General features: G+C 68.8%; 20 protein-coding genes. 17 read left to right on the forward strand and 3 right to left on the reverse strand.

Annotation, left to right across the window (positions count from 1 at the left end; genetic code table 11):
* Nucleotides 1-224 precede the first annotated feature (224 nt).
* From JJQ90_RS18880 to JJQ90_RS18950, 15 genes are all read left to right on the forward strand, one after another.
* On the forward strand, nt 225-1322 hold the full coding sequence (locus JJQ90_RS18880; protein WP_216877822.1) for a protein NO VEIN domain-containing protein: 1098 nt from the start codon (nt 225-227) through the stop codon (nt 1320-1322).
* A gap of 99 nt (nt 1323-1421) precedes the next feature.
* The gene (locus tag JJQ90_RS18885) at nt 1422-2573 is read left to right on the forward strand and encodes a phage baseplate assembly protein (protein ID WP_216877823.1); all 1152 of its coding nucleotides are present in this window, start codon (nt 1422-1424) and stop codon (nt 2571-2573) included.
* A complete protein-coding gene (locus tag JJQ90_RS18890; protein ID WP_216877824.1) occupies nt 2570-3070 on the forward strand; it encodes a phage baseplate assembly protein V in 501 nt (166 codons plus the stop codon). Before JJQ90_RS18885 ends, JJQ90_RS18890 begins: the two co-directional genes overlap by 4 nt.
* Nucleotides 3067-3516, forward strand: a complete 450-nt coding sequence (locus tag JJQ90_RS18895) for a phage GP46 family protein (RefSeq protein WP_216877825.1) — start codon at nt 3067-3069, stop codon at nt 3514-3516. Before JJQ90_RS18890 ends, JJQ90_RS18895 begins: the two co-directional genes overlap by 4 nt.
* A gap of 16 nt (nt 3517-3532) precedes the next feature.
* Nucleotides 3533-4636 (forward strand): baseplate J/gp47 family protein, encoded by a 1104-nt coding sequence (locus JJQ90_RS18900; protein ID WP_216877826.1) that lies wholly within the window; start codon nt 3533-3535, stop codon nt 4634-4636.
* A gap of 2 nt (nt 4637-4638) precedes the next feature.
* On the forward strand, nt 4639-5235 hold the full coding sequence (locus tag JJQ90_RS18905; RefSeq protein WP_216877827.1) for a YmfQ family protein: 597 nt from the start codon (nt 4639-4641) through the stop codon (nt 5233-5235).
* A gap of 8 nt (nt 5236-5243) precedes the next feature.
* The gene (locus tag JJQ90_RS18910) at nt 5244-5900 is read left to right on the forward strand and encodes a gp53-like domain-containing protein (protein WP_216877828.1); all 657 of its coding nucleotides are present in this window, start codon (nt 5244-5246) and stop codon (nt 5898-5900) included.
* A 9-nt stretch (nt 5901-5909) separates the two neighbouring features.
* Nucleotides 5910-6374 carry a hypothetical protein gene (locus tag JJQ90_RS18915; protein ID WP_216877829.1) on the forward strand — a complete coding sequence of 155 codons (465 nt, stop codon included), beginning with the start codon at nt 5910-5912 and terminating at the stop codon, nt 6372-6374.
* A gap of 45 nt (nt 6375-6419) precedes the next feature.
* The gene (locus JJQ90_RS18920) at nt 6420-6842 is read left to right on the forward strand and encodes a hypothetical protein (protein ID WP_216877830.1); all 423 of its coding nucleotides are present in this window, start codon (nt 6420-6422) and stop codon (nt 6840-6842) included.
* Complete coding sequence (locus tag JJQ90_RS18925; RefSeq protein ID WP_216877831.1) at nt 6839-9322, forward strand: hypothetical protein; 2484 nt, start codon at nt 6839-6841, stop codon at nt 9320-9322. Before JJQ90_RS18920 ends, JJQ90_RS18925 begins: the two co-directional genes overlap by 4 nt.
* A complete protein-coding gene (locus JJQ90_RS18930) occupies nt 9322-10143 on the forward strand; it encodes a hypothetical protein (RefSeq protein ID WP_216877832.1) in 822 nt (273 codons plus the stop codon). Before JJQ90_RS18925 ends, JJQ90_RS18930 begins: the two co-directional genes overlap by 1 nt.
* Before the next feature lie 76 nt (nt 10144-10219).
* A complete protein-coding gene (locus JJQ90_RS18935) occupies nt 10220-10534 on the forward strand; it encodes a hypothetical protein (protein WP_216877833.1) in 315 nt (104 codons plus the stop codon).
* A 50-nt stretch (nt 10535-10584) separates the two neighbouring features.
* Complete coding sequence (locus JJQ90_RS18940; protein WP_216877834.1) at nt 10585-11253, forward strand: structural protein; 669 nt, start codon at nt 10585-10587, stop codon at nt 11251-11253.
* Nucleotides 11250-11492, forward strand: a complete 243-nt coding sequence (locus JJQ90_RS18945) for a hypothetical protein (RefSeq protein ID WP_216877835.1) — start codon at nt 11250-11252, stop codon at nt 11490-11492. Before JJQ90_RS18940 ends, JJQ90_RS18945 begins: the two co-directional genes overlap by 4 nt.
* A 193-nt stretch (nt 11493-11685) precedes the next feature.
* The gene (locus JJQ90_RS18950; RefSeq protein WP_216877836.1) at nt 11686-12075 is read left to right on the forward strand and encodes a hypothetical protein; all 390 of its coding nucleotides are present in this window, start codon (nt 11686-11688) and stop codon (nt 12073-12075) included.
* Between the two features lie 66 nt (nt 12076-12141).
* On the opposite strand, the gene JJQ90_RS18955 is transcribed toward JJQ90_RS18950, so the two are convergent.
* Together JJQ90_RS18955 and JJQ90_RS18960 are read right to left on the reverse strand one after the other, a co-directional pair.
* The gene (locus JJQ90_RS18955) at nt 12142-12414 is read right to left on the reverse strand and encodes a hypothetical protein (protein ID WP_216877837.1); all 273 of its coding nucleotides are present in this window, start codon (nt 12412-12414) and stop codon (nt 12142-12144) included.
* Nucleotides 12411-12638 (reverse strand): hypothetical protein, encoded by a 228-nt coding sequence (locus JJQ90_RS18960; RefSeq protein WP_216877838.1) that lies wholly within the window; start codon nt 12636-12638, stop codon nt 12411-12413. The genes JJQ90_RS18955 and JJQ90_RS18960 overlap by 4 nt, the downstream gene beginning before the upstream one ends.
* Before the next feature lie 86 nt (nt 12639-12724).
* On the opposite strand from JJQ90_RS18960, the gene JJQ90_RS18965 reads away from it, so the two are divergent.
* Nucleotides 12725-13585, forward strand: a complete 861-nt coding sequence (locus tag JJQ90_RS18965) for a DNA adenine methylase (protein ID WP_230410814.1) — start codon at nt 12725-12727, stop codon at nt 13583-13585.
* Between the two features lie 362 nt (nt 13586-13947).
* Nucleotides 13948-14283 carry a hypothetical protein gene (locus tag JJQ90_RS18970; RefSeq protein ID WP_216877839.1) on the forward strand — a complete coding sequence of 112 codons (336 nt, stop codon included), beginning with the start codon at nt 13948-13950 and terminating at the stop codon, nt 14281-14283.
* On the opposite strand, the gene JJQ90_RS27505 is transcribed toward JJQ90_RS18970, so the two are convergent.
* The coding region (locus JJQ90_RS27505) for a calcium-binding protein (protein WP_216877840.1) at nt 14258-15017 on the reverse strand (760 nt) is incomplete at its 5' end. The two genes, JJQ90_RS18970 and JJQ90_RS27505, sit on opposite strands and share 26 nt — an antisense overlap.

Genomic DNA, 15017 nt, shown 5'->3' on the forward strand with positions numbered 1-15017 from the left:
GTATCGCCACCCGCTACGATCGATGCCCCGACATCTTCCTCTCCGCATGCGCCTTCGCCGCCGTCATATTATTCTGGTTGTGAGTCCTGAACCTAGGTACCTGAATGTCTAATGTGGCCGTCAGCCGATCTTGCACGGCGCTCGTCGCGAGACCAGAATGATCGCCGCGCCGCGAATGGCGTCGGCGGTGGGGTCCGCGCAAGAATCTAGCAACGGTCCGTGAGATGAAAGCAGCACCAAAAAAAACCGAAGCGGCGCAAATGCGCGCGCGACAGCATCGTGCCCAGGCAGGTGCCAATCCGCCTATCATCTACTTCAACATCGGGTGGATGAAGCGCTATGCCGGGACCGCGCCTGACGATAAGACGATTGGTGCTCATGCTTACCTGAACAACCATCGATACGGCGATGAGTCCTATAATTTCGCGCCGACCGCGTATGGGACTGTTCGGGGTCATCGGCCGCCGGGTAGTCACGAGAAGACCAACATCACGCGCATGGGGGCAGCACGCACTGATGCCGAAATAAAAGGTGCCCTAGTTGTATGGCTCGCAAAGGAGCCTGGAACTCGGCGAACGCTGATCGTCGGCTGGTACATGAATGCGACAGTGTTTCGGGAAGGTCGCGACGGCACCGTTGACCTCAACGATAAGCGTATCAACTATACCGCAGAGGCGCGAGCCGATGGTGCAACACTGCTGCCGCCAATCGCTCGCACCTTTGAGGTGCAAAGCAGCCGCCTTCGTCCGGGCTCAGGCTTCGGACAAAAGCCAACCTGGTATGGCGCTGAGGTCGTCGATAAACGGGTTTGGAGTTATATTCAGACCTACGGTCAATCGAAAGAAAAGCAACTTATCTCGAAGACCTCAGCTGGCAATAAAACGCCGCCCAAAAACTTTGATCCTGAACTGAGGCGCAAGGTTGAGAAGGCCGCAGTAGAGCATGCAATAGGTTATTACAAGGCCGAATTCGGCGGCTCATGTATTGTTAAAAGCGTCGAAACCGCCGCGAAGGGCTGGGATCTGGAGGTTTACAATAGCTCAGATCCCCTACTGGTCGAAGTGAAGGGGCTCTTGAACGCGGAACTCGTCTGCGAACTGACGGCCAATGAATATGAGAAAATGATGCGGCCAGCGAACCGCCGCAGCTACGTCGTCTACGTTGTGAACAACGCCCTGGTGGCCCCTCCGGCCATACCGATCGCGTCCATCTTTAGGTATGATGAAGTTCGGGATCATTGGTTTACTGCCGACGGTCGTATGTTGGTTATCACAAAGAAGACTGCTGCGGTGCTTTCCTGTTGCTTATGGGGCTTAGAGTGAACCTCTTACTGGCCGGTCCCTGAACCTGCTGTCCGCCCAATTCAGCCGCTCAGCGGCTATCAGCGCTGGCTTAGAGCCATCTACCTCCAGAGATCCTCAATGCCCCCCAACGACGGCGACGTCGCGCTGCTCGTCGACGGCCAGGTGCTCTCCGGCTGGCAGGAGATCCGCATCGGCATCGGCATCGAGCGCATGCCCAGCGACTTCGACTTGGTGGTCACCGACCGCTACCCCGGCAAGCCCGCCGTGCCCGTCCAGCCCGGCATGGACTGCGTGGTCCGCATCGGCGGCGACACCGTCCTCACCGGCTATGTCGACCGCTACGCCATCTCTGTCAGCAAGCGCGGCGGCACCCAGATCCGCGTCACCGGCCGCGGCAAGTGCCAGGACCTGGTCGACTGCTCCGCCTATCTCCGCGGCAGCGCCAACCAGATCCTCAGCGCCCGCTCGCGCCAGGTCATCGCCCAGCTCGCTGCCATCTATGGAATCGAGGTCGATGCCCGCGCCGATGAGGGCGAGGTGGTGCCGCAGTTCAACGTCATCCTCACCGAAACCGCCTGGGACATCATCGACCGCATCGCCCGGCATTCCGAGTTCCTCGCCTATGAGGGTCCGGACGGCCGGCTGATTCTCGCCCGCCTCGGCACAGAGCGCATGGCCAGCGGCTTCAAGGAGGGCGCCAATGTCGAGGAGGCCAGCGTCACCCGCGCCTACGACAAGCGCTACAGCCTCTACGAGGCGGTGTTCATGCCGGTGGAGACGCTGGCGCAATTCGACCGCGCCGCCCAGCCCGACTTCAACACCCGCGCCACCGCCCGCGACATCACCATCGGCGCCGATGCGCCTGGTCAGGGCCGGCGCTTCCGGCCGCTGATCGTCATTGCCGAGACCCTGCAGAACGGCGTCGACATCGCCCAGCGCCGCGTCGACTGGGAACGCGCCCGGCGCTTCGGCCGCAGCCAGGCGGTGGAGATCCTCGCGGATTCCTGGCGCGATGCCGCCGGTGCCCTGTGGCAGCCGAACCGCCTGGCGCGGGTGCAACTGCCGACGCTGAAACTGCCGGATGTGGAGTGGTTGATTTCTGAGGTCAGCTTCGAGCGCGGCCGCCAGGGTACCCACGCCCGTCTCACCCTGATGCCCCAGGAAGCCTTCCAGCCCCAACCGGTCTACCTCGCCCCCTTCGACTGGCAGGTGAGCGAGGCGCTGCGCCAGGGCAGCATTGCCGCAGGCGGCGGTGGGCCACTGCCATGACGGCCGGCCTTGATCGGCTCTACGCGCGCCTGATGTCCATGGTCGCCATCGGCCGCGTGGCCGCCAGCACCGCGCTCGGTGGCCGCGGTGCCCGCCGCATGCAGGTGCGCTTCGACACCGCGGAGATCCGCGACGAAACCCCGCTGCTGCAAGCCTATGGCTTTGCCTCGCGTCCCAAGGTGGGTGCGGACGTCGTCGTGCTGTTCCCCGGCGGCAACCGCGCCGCCGGCTTCATCGTCGCGACCAATGACCGCCGCTACCAGGTCGAGATCGAGGAGGGCGAGGCCGTCATCCATGACGATCTCGGCCAGCGCATCCACCTCACCCGCGCCGGCATCGTCATCGATGGCGCCGGCCTGCCCATCACCCTGCGCAACGCCCCCATGACGACGATCGAGGGCGCCCTGACAGTGACCGAGGACGTCATCATCGGCGGCCGCAGCTTCAACGCCCATACCCATACCGAGACCGACAGCGAAACACTGCCGCCCTCATGACCGCCACCGATATCGCCATCGTCTGGGATGCCGAACGCTCCCAGGGCGACTGGCAGCTCACCGAGGGCGGTGATTTCGTCACCGCCCAGGCGCTCGAGACAGCCGTCATGATCAGCCTCTTCACCGATGCGCGTGCCGCACCCGATGACGTGCTGCCGCAGGGCGAGACCGACCGCCGGGGCTGGTGGGGCAATGCCCTCGGCGAGGACCCGATCGGCTCACGCCTCTGGCTGCTGCGCCGCGCCAAGCGCCGCCCCGAAACCCTCAACCTCGCGCGCGACTACATCCGCGAGGCCCTGGCCTGGCTGATCGAGGACGGCATCGCCCGCAAGGTCGAGGTCACCACCAGCTGGATCAGCCCCAGCCGCATGGGCGCCGCCATCACCATCCACCAGCCCCATCGCAGCGCCGCGCTGCGCGCCGAATGGGCCTGGCAAGGCATCTGACACGGGATCTTCGACCATGGCCTTCGAGCGCCCCACCCTGACCGCCCTGCTGCGGCAGGCGCGGGCCGATATGGCCGCCGCCAGCGGCAGCACCACCATCCTCCGCGCCTCCCCGCTCGGCATCCTCGCCAAGGTCCTGGCGGGCCTTCTGCAAGGCCTCTACGGCTATCTCGACTGGATCGCCCGCGAGGCCAATCCGCTCACCGCCACAGGCGCCCGCCTGGTCGCCTGGGCCGCCCTCGTCGGCATCTTTCGCAAGGACATGGAGACCGCCGCCGGGACCGCGACGTTCGGCGGCACCCCCGGCGCCATCCTGGCAGAGGGCAGCCGCATCAGCCGCACCGCCGACGGCATCGCCTACCGGACCACGGCGCTCGGCACGGTCGGGCCGGGAGGCAGCGTCACCGTGCCCCTCTTGGCCGAGGAGCCCGGCGCCAGCGGCAATGCGCTCGCCGGCGCCGCCGTCACCCTGATGGGCGCGGCCAGCGGCATTCTGGCCACCGGAGCCCTGGCCACGGCCGCCGCCGGCGGCGCCGATCAGGAGCCGGAGGAGGATTTCCGGCAGCGCATGCTCGACCGCTACCGCAACCCGCCCAAAGGCGGTGCGGCCGGCGACTACGCCAGCTGGGCGCGCGAAGTCCCCGGCATCACCCGCGCCTGGGACGCCAGCCTCGCCGCCGGCACCGTCACCGTCCACATCATGCTCGACGATGCCCGCGCCGACGATGCGGGCTTTCCGCAAGGCTCCGACGGCGTCGCCGCCTCCGATCCCCGCGCCGTCGCCGCCACCGGTGACCAGCTGCTGGTCGCCGACTACATCCGCTCGCGCCAGCCGGTCACCGCCCTGGTCTACGTCGTGGCCCCGATCGCCCATCCGGTGCATCTGACCATCGCCGACCTCTCGGCCGACAGCACCGCCATCCGCGCCGCCATCACCGCCGCCCTGACCGGCATGTTCCGCCGCGAGGGCATCCCCGGCGGCACCATCTACCCCTCCGCCATCGCCGCTGCGATCGACGGCGTGCCGGGGGTGGAGCGGTTCTCCCTGCCAGGCCTCGTCCCCGTCACCGCCCCCACCGGCCGCCTGCCGGTGCTGGGCCTCATCACCTGGCCCGCCTGACCATGGCCGATGTCGAACGCGGCCCGGCCGAGCACCTCGCCGCCCTGCAAGCCCTGATGCCCAGCGGCCCGGTCTGGCCCCGCCACCCCGGCACCACCCAGGAACGGGTGCTCTCGGGCCTCGCCGCCGGCGCCGCCCGGCTGCGCGCCCGTGCCCGCGCCCTGCTGGTCGATGCCTTTCCCGCCACGGCCTTCGAGCTACTGCCCGAATGGGAGGCCGCGCTCGGCCTGCCCGACCCCTGCGCCGGTCCCGCGCCTGGCCTGCAGGAACGCCGCGGGCAGGTGGTCGCCCGGCTGACCGCCCGCGGCGGCCAAAGCATCCCCTACCTCGTCAGCCAGGCCGCCGCGCTGGGCTACGCCATCACCATCCGCGAATTTGGCCCTTCCCGCCTTGGCGCCATGCGTCTCGGCGGGAACCTGCAGGATGCGCGCTGGGCACATGCCTGGGCGGTGCAGGCACCGCTGAACACCATCACCCTGTTTCGCCTCGGACAATCCACCCTCGGCGAGCGATTCCGCAGCTGGGGCAACGACGTCCTCGAGTGCGAGATGCGCGCCCTGGCGCCGCTGCATACCACCCTGATCTTCCAGTACAGCTAGGAGGGGCGATGTATCGTCTCGCGAACGGCACGCAGGTACCGGCCCTGCCGGCCGCGCCCGCGCCCGTGGGCACGCCGGGCTATGGCACCAATGGCGATCCCGGCGCCGGCCTGCTCGGCAGCATCTTCGGCGCGGCCGAATTCAACGTGATCCAGGAGGAGCTGATGAGCTTCCTTCTGGCCGCCGGCATCACGCCGGATCAGGAGAATTACGGCCAGGTCCTCGCCGCCTGCCTCACCCTCTTTGCCAGGGCAGCGAGCATCGCCTCCGTGGTGACGGAGGCCGGGTTGGTGGTCGACCATGCCAATCCGAACCAGTTCCGCGATGCGCTGCGCGTGCTCTACGGCGGCGGTGGCATCAGCGACTTCGTGGGCTACAGGCACTTGCCCGGCGGGTTGATCCTGCAATGGGGCAACTTTGCTGGGACCACGGGCATCCTGGTGAGCGGCGTTGCCGAAAATGCCGCGATCGAAGTGACCTTCCCGATCACATTCCCGGTCGCCTGCTGGCACGTTTTTCCGATCGCCTTCGATGTCACCGGCGCTGGCTTCCAGGAAGGTGCCTGGCGCACCGCCCCCCCGACCGCGAGCGGCTGCACGCTGGGCCTGTCCTGCAAGCAGGCGGATACGCCGATGTCCGGCAGTTACCTTGCCATCGGTCGATAGGAGCGCGCGATGTATCACTACGCCCCCAGCACCGGCGGCTTCTACCGCGCGGATATCCATGGCGCCGCCGTGCCGGCCGATGCCGTTCCCGTCAGCCCTGACCTGCATGCCGCGCTGATCGCCGCACAGGCCGCCGGCCAGCGCATCCTGCCAGGCCCCGACGGCGCGCCCATCGCCCAGGATCCGCCGCCACCGCCCGCGCCGCCGCCGATCCGCCGCATCGGCGCGCTGGCCTTTCGTCGCCGGCTGACGCCGGCCCGCCGCGCCGCCATCACCCTTGCCGCCTCCCTTGCCATGGAGGGCGGCGACGCCAGCATCCAGGTCTGGCTCGACGATCTGGCGGCGTCGAGCATCGTCGAGCTGGACGATGCCGAGACCGTCGCCGGAATCGGCGCGCTGCTCGCCGCCGACCTGATCACCGAGGCCGAGCGCGACGCGCTGCTGGCCGATGGGCTGCCCACCGAGGCGGCCTGACCCGGCGCGCCACGGCGCGCCCCCTGACGACATTCCGGAGCATCCATGCCCCCCACCGATGTGCGGGTCACGCTGCGCGTGGCCAGCAGCGATCACCTGCGGCCGCGCGCCGTGGAAGGGACCGCGATCTCCATCGAGGCGACGATCCTCGATCAGGAAGGCGCACCGGTCACGGGTGCCATCGCGGACCTGTCCTGGGTCACGCCGCAGGGCGTCGAGATGCGCGCCCCGGGTCGCATCTCCGACGCTCGCGGCATCGCGACCGCGCTGCTGGCCGTCGCCGGCACCGGTGCCTTTGTCGCCCGCTGCGCCGTCGTCTCGCCGATCGCGCGCGTGGCCTTGCGGCCGTTCACGATGATCGATGGCGGCGTGCAGCTTGGGGCCGTGCCGGCGACGCCCGTCGTTACGCCGCAGGGCGCATTTCTCATCCTACCCAACGGACGCGCGATCGGAGGTGCTTCCGCATGAGCGAAAGCACCGAGATCTTCGTCGCTGTCCAGCTCGCGACCGATCTGCCGGTAGCGGCCGATCCGATGCAACTGGCGGTCTACGGGACCAATTCGGAGACCGGCGCGGTTGAGCAGACCCCCGTTTCGGCCATCCGCGATGCATCTGTGACTGCGGCCGAGGGTCGGGCCAGCATCGTCGGCGGCGAGGCCGGTACGGCGGCTGGCGCTGCGGCCGGCACGGCAGCCGCTGCCCCCGCCGTGGTGGAGGCCACGGCGCAAGCAGCCCTGGCGGCCAGTGCGGCCTTGAACGCCGCCGCCGCCGTCGTCAATGCCGGGCTGCCGTACCTGACCTGGCAGGCGCTATCCGCCACCACGCCGGCCAACCTGTCTTTGGCCTATCTTCTGACCGACAGCGATGGCCGCCGCGCAGGCAGCTATCGCTACTACGCCACCGGCGGCGGCTGGACCTATGAGGCGCCGCTACCCAGCACGCTGGCAGCGGACCTACTGGAGGCGGCCCGCCTGCTCGACATCACCCGTGCAGCTGTCGGCCGCGTCGTGCCGGCTGTCGATGACTACATCGAGGTTGACTACGGCCCCAATGGCGGCGCCGTGCGCGTGGTCGATGCGGATCAGGGCGAGCGACATCTGGTCGACGGCATGCTGCGCGGCACCGGGGACACGCTCGAACGGCTGTGGCGCACCACGCACATGGTGCCTGCGATCGAGGACTACCTCAGCATCGATTTCGCCGAGGATGACAGCGTGCTTGCCGCTGTGCGCCGGACCGCCACGGGCATCGTCAACCTGGCGATCGACGCCGCCGGTGTGCTGGCCCCGATCCCCACCGGGGATGACGTGGCGGCCGGCATTGCAGGGGCTGTCGTGGCGCAACGCCTTGCGACCGTCGCCCCGACGATCGGCCCGGCAATTCAGGACCTCGTCTCACTCACCGTCGCGCCCGATGGCAGCACCGTCGAATATGAGGATCGCCGCGAGGGCCAGCACGCCGTCATCGGCGGCGAATTCCGGCCGGTGATCCGGACGCTCGACGCGCTCTGGGGATCGGCGCCGCGCGCCGTGCCGGCGATTGAAGATCTGGTGGAGGCCGCGGTCTTTCCCGACGGTCGGGTGGTGCAGGGCATCCGCACCGACGGCCGCACGCTGGTGCGCGACGAGTTCGGCGCCCTCGTGCCGGCGGGCGGCGTCACGGCGCGCACCAGCCTGAGCTACAGCCGCATCCTGCCGCCTGGCCTCTACATGCCGGACCCCGGCATCGACGTGTTGGTCATCCACAATGGTCAGAGCCTCAACGAGGGCTTTGTCGACACGGACAATGCCAACGAGGCTGACGCCTACTCCACCGACCCCATCCCGAATGCGTTCATGCCGGCACCGGGGATGGCGCCCGGCACCACACCCTTTTCGAGCTATGTCCCTCTGCGCGCCATCCCCTCCGGCGGGCAGCCCAATGAGCGCTGGCCATTCGAATGCGTCAGGCGCATCCAGGCGGCGTGGGCGGCGGCGGGCTGGACGGTGCAGCCGCGGATTATCGTCGCGGGTGTGCTCCAAGGCGGGAACCCCTTCCAGCGCTTCGCGCGCGGGTCCGACAATTGGCAGATCATGGCGGACATACTGCGCCAGTGCCGCGACATCAGCCGTGCCGCCGGCCGCCGCCTGGTGTGCTTCTTCCAGGGTTACGTGCAGGGCGAGGCCAATCGCGGCGGCGGTTGGCCGATGTCCACCGAGGCGCAGTTCACGCAGTTCCTGGTGACGCACCAGATGGATATCGAGGCGCTATGTCACGAGGTGCTCGGGCAATTCGAGCGCGTGCCGCTGATCACCACGGCCGTTCAGCGCACCAACACGCCAGCCTTCGTCTCCACCGCCGCCTCCCGCGCCGTATTGCTGGCGCCCGGCCGGGTGCTACTGGGCGGAAGCAATTATGCATTGGAATACGCCGCGACCGGCGCGCATTCGCTTGTGCCCGGCTATCGCCGCATGGGCTGGGGCATCGGCGGCGCCGCGCTCCAGGGCGTGTTCGGCCACACCTACCGCCTGATGCACCCACGACGCTGGTGGATGCATGACGCCACCACTGTCCGCGTCGCGCTGGAGATGCTGGTTGATGGCGACGGCGCGCTGCATGACCTGGAGGTGGACACCAGCGGCGATCTGGTGGAGGCCGCGACCCTCGGCGCATCCGCCGGGTGGAACATCGCGCTGGACCGCGCCGGCAGCCTGTCCGTCACAGGTGTCACGCCGATCAATACACCGACGACAACCGGCCCGACCCTCGAACGAGGCTACGACCTGGCGCTGTCGCGCGCGCCCGAGCCGGGGCTGCAATTACTCTACGCCAGTTCGTCGGTGGGGATCGGCGGCGCGCTGGGCGGCCGGTTCGGACCGCGCGGCCTGCTGCGGGCCAATAACGGCGGCGCCGTGGCGGGCCTCGGCCCACTCACCCACACGTTCCATCCTCCCTGGGAGCTGACCTGATGCCCACCACCCTCCGATTTCTCTCCGGCCGGCCCGGCCTGACCACTGGCCCCCAGCGCGACCTGGCGGCCGAGGCGTTCGGCGCGCGCCCCGGCACCCGCTACTGGTGGCAGGGCCGCCACCGGCAGAACTTGGCTTTCGCCACGCCTGAGTGGAATGACCGGCAGGCGGAGTTGCCGCTGGCACCGATCGTCGCCGGCCAGCTGCCGCTGGTGGTGGAGGGCGGCGGTCCGGACGGAAGCACATCCGTTCGCGGGCAGAGCAACGACCCGGCGGGTGGGCTGATCACCCCTGCGGGCACCGTCGTGGTTCCCAACGGGGCTGACTGGACCATCTACTGCGTGACCAATGACGGCTCAAGCGCGACAGCTGTGGCCTATGGCGTCGCTGGTGCTAATGGCGGCGGGATCGAGGTGCGTCATCGCAACTCCGAACTCATCCAGGTTATCACCTTCGATGCGGCGGGCGTGGCGACCGTACGTCTATCCATCGCCGCCACGGCGGGGGCCTACCACCTGTCGACGCTGTCTTGGCAGCAGTCCACCGGCACGCTGGCCATCTGGCTGAATGGCGCACCGGGCACGCCGTCCGGCGGCGTCGCGAGCGTCTCCGGCCTGACGCTGCTGCCGCATTCGCAGCGCCTGACGGCGCTCGCCAAATTCGACACGACGCTGGGGCTGCAAACCGCCAGCGGTCGCAACGTGGATATCGCGATGCTGGGCGTGGAGCGCGTCTTTGCGCCCACCGACAGCGCATTCCGCGCGGCCCTGAAGGCGATGGTCCAGGCGGCCAACAACTATCCGAGCCTGTTGATCGCGTGATGGAACAGTGCTCCGACGAGATCGACGTGCTGATCGTCATGTATGGGTCAAGCTTCAGCGACGCCGGAGGAGCATGATGCCCCTGCTGCCTGATCCGCATCCCTCCCTGGCGGAGGCGCTGGCTTCACTGATCGCGGCTGGCGCCGGTCGAGCGCTGCTGCTGGGCCGCGCCGGACGCGAGAGCATCACGGCCCAGAAGTTGCTGACCGTGCTGATTTACGAAGTCCCGCTGATCGCCGGCTGCGCCGCGATCGGCGCACTGGCCTGCGGCGCTGTCGGCCTCGATGGGTCACCGGCCCTCGTCGTCATCGGCGTGCTCGCCAACAAGGGGCCGGCGCTGCTGGACCCGATCGTCGAAGGGCTGCTCGGCGCCTTCCGCCGCCGGCCCTGATCTGTCTCGCCGCCACGCTGGGCGGCTTCCCCCTCATCATGGAGACGTCCATGGCCCGCATACGGCCCGAGGATTCGCGCGGCTATCGCAACCGCAACCCCGGCAATATCGACTACGTCACGGCCAACAAATGGCAGGGCCAGGTCGGCATCGAGCCCGCGCCGCGGCATGGCGGCCGCGCCCGCTTTGCCGTCTTCGAGAGCCACGAATACGGCATCCGCGCGCTCGCAATGCTGCTGACCACCTATCAGGACCGCCACGGCCTGCGCAGCGTCCGCGGCATCATCAACCGCTGGGCACCGCCCAAGGAGAACGACACCGGCGCCTATGTCCGCGGCGTCGCCGCGGCGCTGGGCGTGGATCCCGATGCGGTCATCGACCTTCAGCGCTACGAGACCATGCGGCCGATGGTCGAGGCGATCATCCGCCACGAGCTCGGCGGCCAGCCCTACGCCGCCGCCGTGATCGATGAGGGCCTGCGCCGCGCCGGCATCGTCCGGCCGGTGGCCACCGTGCTGGAGGCGGCCGCCACCGGCACCGGGCGCGGCGCCAGCTCCGTCGCCACCGCAGTTGCCGTGGCGGCGCCGGCGGCCTCCGTCATCTCCTCGCTGGGCGGCCTGCCGCAATGGACCGGCGTGGCGCTGATCGTCGCCGTCGCCGTCATCGCGCTTTCGGTGATTCTGTCCCGCCGCCGCGATCGCCCCGAGGCGCTGGCGTGATCGGGATCCTCGCCGGCCTCTGGGGCCGGATGCAGGGCTGGGTGGCGATCGCCGCGGCGGCGCTGGCGGCGATCGCCGGCGCCTACCTCGCCGGCCGGCGACAGGCGCGGCGCGACGTGGCGCTGGACCAGGCGCAGCGCGCACTCAACAGACGGGAGGTCCGGGATGCGGTGGAACGTGATGTGGCTCGGGACCCTGCTGCTGCTGAGCGGCTGCTCCGCGACTGGCGGCGGGACTGACCCCTGCGGCGCCTGGCGGCCCATCCTGGTCAGCCGCGCCGACAGCCTGAGCGACCCCACCGCCCGCGCCATCCTCGCCCATAACCAGACCGGGCGACGCCTCTGCGGCTGGTGAGGGCGGCGGCGCCGGCATCGGCAACCGCGGCTGGGCTGGCCGAAACGGCATGCCCGCCGGGTAGCTGTGCACCCCGACATGGCCCACCCGATCGCAGTTGCGGCAGCGCAGGCGCTTGCTGATCTGCATCAGGGTCCGGCTGCCATGGCGGCCCACCAGGCTCTGCGCCGCGATCTCCGCGCCCAGATGCCCGCATTGCAGGCAGCAGGGCCGCAGCCGCAACCCATTCCGCGCCGCCTGGTCGACCGTCATCCGCTCGGCCCAGGCATAGCGGGTCGGCGTCAGGGTGGTGGAGACATCCAGCGCCCGCGGCCGGGCGCCGCAGCCGCAGCGCAGGCGGGAGACCAGGCGCCACAGCACCTCATCCCGATGCTGGCCCCGGAACAGGTCGCGGATCCGCAGATTCTCCTGCCGCCCGCAGGCGCAGGCCAGCACCAGCGTCGCATCCTCGGCATGCCAAAGCGGTGATGTCGGCGAGGGTCGGCCATCCAGACGATTGGTCCCCATGCGCGGCGCGGTGCCACCCGGTCCCGGCTATGGCGCGACGGCCGACCGTGGCAGCGCCACCACCAGGCCGCGCGGCAGCGGCAAAGCGCGGAGCGCGGTCGCCACCTCGACCAGGTCACCCCGGCCCCAGGGATCGGCGTCATAGGGCACCACGCCCGGCCGGGTGAACAGCACCCGCGCCAGGCGCCGCGCCTCCGCCTCGTCACGGGCGCTGACCAGGCACTCCCCCAGATGCGACGTCGCCATCCAGTCGGCATGCCACAGCATCTCCGGCCGCGGCCGCAGGCGAAACAGCCTCATGGCGCGCCTCGCTCGGCCATCTCGGCCGCCAGGATCAGCATCGCCTCCCGCAGCACATAGGCGGGCAGCGCCGGCGACAGGATCTCGGCCGCCGTCGCCCGCGCTGCCCCCAGCGCCTGCTCGACCGGCGCGCCGGCGGCCAGCGCCGCATCCCGGGTCGCGACCAGTCGCGGCCAGGCTGGGAGCAGCCAGCTGGGGACTGCGGCGGACGTCGACTCCTTCATCACCCTCTCCGTCTCCCGCACCGACCAGGGCACGGGGGTCAGGCAGTTGCAGCTGCCCGAACCGCATGGCCGAGGACCATGCACGGATGAACCGCCCCGCGGCCTCCGATTGGAGGCGAGGGATACTAGAACGAAAAGCGAACATGGAGTCCAGTCTTATGCCTGCCCCCGCGGCCTCACCGGTCGCCCCGTGGGTCGGGGGAAAACGCAACCTTGCCCGGCACATCATCCCGCGGATCGAGGCGCTACCTCACATCACCTATGCGGAGCCCTTCATCGGAATGGGGGGCATCTTTCTGCGGCGACGCCGCCGGCCCCGCGCCGAGGTCATCAACGACATCAGCGGCGATGTGGTGAACCTCTTCCGTGTCCTTCAGCGCCATCCAGGCGCCCTCATGGACTGCCTCAGGTGGCAACTGGCCAGCCGCCAGGACTTCGGCCGCCTCCGCGCCACCGATCCCACCCTGCTCACCGACATCGAGCGCGCCGCCCGCTTCATCAGCCTGCAGCGCATGGCCTATGGCGGGCTGCTGGATGGGGTTTTTAGCGTCTCCCCCGGGGCGCCCGGCAAGCTGAACCCGGCAAAGCTCGCGCCGCTGCTACATGCCGCCCATGAGCGGCTGGCCGAGGTCACCATCGAGCAGCTGGCCTATGCCGACTTCATCCGGCGCTATGACCGACCTGGCACGCTGTTCTACCTCGACCCACCCTACTTCCGCTGCGAGACCTACTATGGTCCGGGGATCTTCGCGCGGTCGGATTTCAACCACCTGGCCGAGCTACTGGCGGGGGTGCAGGGCCGCTTCCTGATGTCGATCAACGACACGCCGGAGATCCGCAAGATCTTCGGGCGCTTCAAGATCGAGGAGGTGGCCGTCCACTACCCCGTCGCCCGGGGCGCCGAAAAGCCACGCGTCCACGAACTGCTGATCAGCGACTCGCGCTGATCGATCCACATCGCCTAAGCTTGCAGCCGCCTCGTGGGTGACCCCCACGAGGCGGCTTTTTGCGTTTCAGCGTCTGGCCGATAGTCCAGCGGCGCCGGGCAATGGACCGGGCCATAGCCAATTCCGATATGCCGCGGCGCGAGGAAATCCGCCGACCTTCCCTCGTTTGGCCCTCGCCACCCCATCCGCCAGAATATTTGCAATATCAATGTGTTACTTGGGCGGTAATGGCTTCACCCACCATTTTACCCCATGATGGTAGCGGCTACCTCCTGACGGCGGCGCGAATGTCCCCCTGCGTCGCCTCCGCTCCGGACACCACGCTGGTGAAGGCGCTGGCCCGGACGTTTCGGTGATGGGAGATGATAGAGGCGGGCCGGTACCGCTCGATCGATGAGCTGGTGGCGGCCGAGAAGATCAACGCGTCCTGCGTCTCCCGCCTCCCGATCTTGGACAGGCAGCTGCCCGATGGGATGACGCTGCCGGTACTGATGGCCGTTTCCGACCAGATGGGGGAGAAGCGGCGCGCATTCTCCAATCCGGGGACTTATACCACCGGTTTCCTGGGCTTCGCCGCACCGAAGGCGCGCCTTCGGCGCGACGCACTTGCGGCGGCGCCCATCCGGGCGCTCAGACCGGTCAACAGACCGGTCCGCTCGTATGAGCCTTGCGTCACAGCCAGATACTGGCATCGGTGAGCGACGCTACGCCGCTCAGGGTGATCTGGAAATCGGCAATTCCGTCGCCATCCAGGTCGCCTTCCAGAATCTCGTCGGCGAAACGCAGTTGCCCGGCCACAGCGCCAAAGCTCGCCTCTCCAATCCAGGTAAAGTCCTGGTTGTCTGCGATGAGCAGGTTTGCATCGATGGGGCGCAAATCAATTCTGTCGCCCTGTGCCACGTTGAAGTCGGCGACCACATCGTCGTTCGCTTCCATGGCGCTGCGGAAAAGGAAAACGTCCGCACCATCCCCGCCCACCAGGCTATCGGCACCTATCCCGCCATCCAGCAGGTCCGTGCCGTCGCCGCCGATCAGCGTGTCGTTGCCGGCGCCGCCGTAGAGGGTGTCGGCACCTTCGCCACCATCGAGGATGTTCGCACCCGCATTGCCGTCCAACCGGTTGGCCAGCGCATTGCCCGTGCCGTTGAGGTCGGCGGAACCCGACAGGCTGAGACGCTCGAGCTCGGCGCCAAGTGTCCAGTCGATCCTGGATATGACGCGGTCAAAGCCGCCGCCGGCTTCCTCGACCACGATGTCGCCGAGGTCATCCACGACATAGGTGTCGTCGCCATCCCCGCCCGCCAGGCTGTCGGCACCCAGCCCGCCATCCAGCGTATCATCGCCCAACCCGCCGATCAGCGTGTCGTTGCCGGCACCGCCGGACAGGCGGTTGTTCAGCGCATCGCCGATCAGGCGATCGTCGCCATTGCCG

Source organism: Falsiroseomonas oleicola, assembly GCF_019029495.1.
Taxonomy (GTDB): domain Bacteria; phylum Pseudomonadota; class Alphaproteobacteria; order Acetobacterales; family Acetobacteraceae; genus Falsiroseomonas; species Falsiroseomonas oleicola.

What these genes read in the sequence shown, in the direction of transcription:
- JJQ90_RS18970 (WP_216877839.1), top strand. Translation starts at nt 13,948, where the DNA reads ATGATAGAGGCGGGCCGGTACCGCTCGATCGATGAGCTGGTGGCGGCC.
- JJQ90_RS18890 (WP_216877824.1), top strand. Translation starts at nt 2,570, where the DNA reads ATGACGGCCGGCCTTGATCGGCTCTACGCGCGCCTGATGTCCATGGTC.
- JJQ90_RS18920 (WP_216877830.1), top strand. Translation starts at nt 6,420, where the DNA reads ATGCCCCCCACCGATGTGCGGGTCACGCTGCGCGTGGCCAGCAGCGAT.
- JJQ90_RS18925 (WP_216877831.1), top strand. Translation starts at nt 6,839, where the DNA reads ATGAGCGAAAGCACCGAGATCTTCGTCGCTGTCCAGCTCGCGACCGAT.
- JJQ90_RS18910 (WP_216877828.1), top strand. Translation starts at nt 5,244, where the DNA reads ATGTATCGTCTCGCGAACGGCACGCAGGTACCGGCCCTGCCGGCCGCG.
- JJQ90_RS18935 (WP_216877833.1), top strand. Translation starts at nt 10,220, where the DNA reads ATGCCCCTGCTGCCTGATCCGCATCCCTCCCTGGCGGAGGCGCTGGCT.
- JJQ90_RS18900 (WP_216877826.1), top strand. Translation starts at nt 3,533, where the DNA reads ATGGCCTTCGAGCGCCCCACCCTGACCGCCCTGCTGCGGCAGGCGCGG.
- JJQ90_RS18880 (WP_216877822.1), top strand. Translation starts at nt 225, where the DNA reads ATGAAAGCAGCACCAAAAAAAACCGAAGCGGCGCAAATGCGCGCGCGA.
- JJQ90_RS18905 (WP_216877827.1), top strand. Translation starts at nt 4,639, where the DNA reads ATGGCCGATGTCGAACGCGGCCCGGCCGAGCACCTCGCCGCCCTGCAA.
- JJQ90_RS18950 (WP_216877836.1), top strand. Translation starts at nt 11,686, where the DNA reads ATGGCCCACCCGATCGCAGTTGCGGCAGCGCAGGCGCTTGCTGATCTG.
- JJQ90_RS18960 (WP_216877838.1), bottom strand. Translation starts at nt 12,638, where the DNA reads ATGAAGGAGTCGACGTCCGCCGCAGTCCCCAGCTGGCTGCTCCCAGCC.
- JJQ90_RS18930 (WP_216877832.1), top strand. Translation starts at nt 9,322, where the DNA reads ATGCCCACCACCCTCCGATTTCTCTCCGGCCGGCCCGGCCTGACCACT.
- JJQ90_RS18940 (WP_216877834.1), top strand. Translation starts at nt 10,585, where the DNA reads ATGGCCCGCATACGGCCCGAGGATTCGCGCGGCTATCGCAACCGCAAC.
- JJQ90_RS18965 (WP_230410814.1), top strand. Translation starts at nt 12,725, where the DNA reads ATGAACCGCCCCGCGGCCTCCGATTGGAGGCGAGGGATACTAGAACGA.
- JJQ90_RS18955 (WP_216877837.1), bottom strand. Translation starts at nt 12,414, where the DNA reads ATGAGGCTGTTTCGCCTGCGGCCGCGGCCGGAGATGCTGTGGCATGCC.
- JJQ90_RS18895 (WP_216877825.1), top strand. Translation starts at nt 3,067, where the DNA reads ATGACCGCCACCGATATCGCCATCGTCTGGGATGCCGAACGCTCCCAG.
- JJQ90_RS18915 (WP_216877829.1), top strand. Translation starts at nt 5,910, where the DNA reads ATGTATCACTACGCCCCCAGCACCGGCGGCTTCTACCGCGCGGATATC.
- JJQ90_RS18885 (WP_216877823.1), top strand. Translation starts at nt 1,422, where the DNA reads ATGCCCCCCAACGACGGCGACGTCGCGCTGCTCGTCGACGGCCAGGTG.